The sequence below is a fragment of the Qipengyuania sp. L-5Y genome, from assembly GCF_056859455.1.
On sequence record NZ_JBSXOM010000001.1, the window covers coordinates 1 to 2,211 of the forward strand.

A 2,211-nucleotide genomic window follows, 5' to 3' on the forward strand; every position below is an offset into this window, starting at 1 on the left:
TTGTCTATTACCGGATCGATGATGACAGGCTTTCGAAGGTTGTCGATGCGGCGGGGGGACTTGGCGGGCTGTCTCCCGCACCGATACGCCACTCACGACAGCCGGCACCGGGGGTGGCCAACTTTGCCAAACTGGGGTGAAGCTCTTCTTCACTAGATGAAGGTATGTGTCACCTCCAACGACGAAAGATACCGGCGCTAGCTTCTTACGCGAGAATGATAGGCTTTTTGCGATCAGAGGATGGTCGCCCGCCAATCGCGAGTTGCCGCATATAGGAAATTCTTCCGGGACGGTAATTGGGCGAGTTAGGGGTGCTTTGCTGACGGGCAGTTTCATAGCAAGCAGTCTGGCGGACTTGTTTTGGTAGGTGACTGTCCGCTCAAGGGTGATTGAGCCTTAAAGCCGCTATTCGGCTAACGTCCCATTAACGGTCGTTGGCGCCACAATCGCAAAATCAGGCAGTCGGCGTCGGTCGCGCCCATAAACGGCCACATGCGGCATATCTCGTCCGAATCAATTGCTGACCGAAGCGTGATTGCAACCTCGCTCTTCAATTGCCTGTCGCGCTACTGGGAACTGCTAGGCGGAAAAGGCGATGGCGGAATGTAGCCTTTCGGCATTGGCGATGGTGGTGCTGGATTGAGGATGCTTTCCTCTGATCGAAAATCGATCTGACGACCTTTTTCGCCTGTTCCCTCTACCAGGACGATCCGGTCCGCTCCGGTGCGGATCACTGCGGGCTCGGCAGTCAGCATTGTCATAACTGCGTCCGGTCCATTGGATGTCTTCCGAGCGACGACTGGGCAATCACTTACATCGATCTTGTCTGTTGTTGCGAGCCTCGCGTCTGCCGTCCATCGTATAGGGATCGGTAAATCGGGGCACCGCGACCACGACAGGCGCTCCGGTTCAATCGTTACAATACCTGGGTTATCTTCGATTCCAAACCCGGCCGAACTCCAGCCATCGTAGGACGTAGACATTTGCGGCACCCAACGTCCTTGGATCTCGTGGAAATCGGGCTTGTGCGCCTGCCGCCATAGCTCTGGCTCTATGAGCACCAATTCGCCTGCATTGCTCTTGAGCGAGATGCGCCCCGGACTGATCCTGCGAACCTCAGGCTTACTGCCAAAGAAAGCGAAAAAGCGCTCGTCGCGGGCCTCGCGTTCGGGTCCGCAAGCTTTCAACGTTTGTAAACGTGATCCGTCGCCGGTATCGTACAGGATGCCATCCGTTCCGATAGACGCTGGATTGCCGGACTGATTACAGCCGACGTTGTAGGTTATCCTGTTGTCGTCGATTTGAAGATAGGCATCGCGCCACGGCGTGTTGTCTCGCCATGAGGGTTCGAAATCCTCGAACCGTTCTATGAGCCAGAAACCTTCGATTTCGCTCAGGGATGTCAGCAACCGAAGCTGCTCCTCCGAAATCTTAGCAACGCTGTCTCTGTAGTCTGAATTGTCACACGCCGCCAAAGAAGCACAGCATGCGCAGGCAAGAAGGACAACGTGGAGAGGGTGTTTCATTCGAAAACAAACAGTCTTGGCGTGATTTGGCTCCGACATCTCGAAAATGCCATTCCCGTTCCTGCCCTCCACTACGCTGAGGGCGATAAAGCGAATGACCAAGATTAGGCCGCAAAGCAGCCATTACTTCTGTTGTCTTACAGAAATTTCCCAATGAGCTTAGCTAGACGCAGGTCAAGAGTGCGCTGCTGCAGGCAACAACTAATGTATTGAAATGTCGGGTCAGATCGCAATGCGCCCCTCGCCGCCCTAAACCTGCCCAATCGCTTCGAGAGCGGCCCCGGCTGCCAGCCATGCTTCTTCTGCTACTGCCAAGGAATCGACCGTGTCGGCACGCTTTCGCAGCAACTCTTCCATCGATACGCCATTCAATTTGGATGTGCTCGCGCTGCCTGCAAGGATCGAACGGTCGAGTTTTTCGACTTCAGCTGTGAGCCGCTCGATTGTTTTTTCGGCTTTGGTCAGTTCGGACTTGGCCTCGCGGGCCTGAGGCTCAATTTTATTCCGGCGCGAGCCGCGCGATTTGCCGCCTCCACTGCGCCGGTCTCCCTTGGGCTGGTTCCGACCCAGAACGAAATCGATGTAGTCCTGCATGCTTCCAGCGTACTCGGTCGCAGTGCCGCTATCGACAAGGATCAGCCGATCCGCAGTCAGTTCGACCATGTGGCGATCGTGACTGATAAGG

The 2,211-nt window shown here is 55.5% G+C and carries 1 protein-coding gene and 1 pseudogene; both read right to left on the bottom strand.

Going from position 1 to position 2,211, the window contains the following annotated elements:
* Positions 1-566: 566 nt before the first annotated feature.
* A complete protein-coding gene (locus tag AC13F2_RS00005; protein WP_482963871.1) occupies positions 567-1,409 on the bottom strand; it encodes an META domain-containing protein in 843 nt (280 codons plus the stop codon).
* 366 nt (positions 1,410-1,775) lie between these two features.
* A pseudogene (locus AC13F2_RS00010) lies at positions 1,776-2,211 on the bottom strand (ABC transporter ATP-binding protein); the annotation flags it as partial.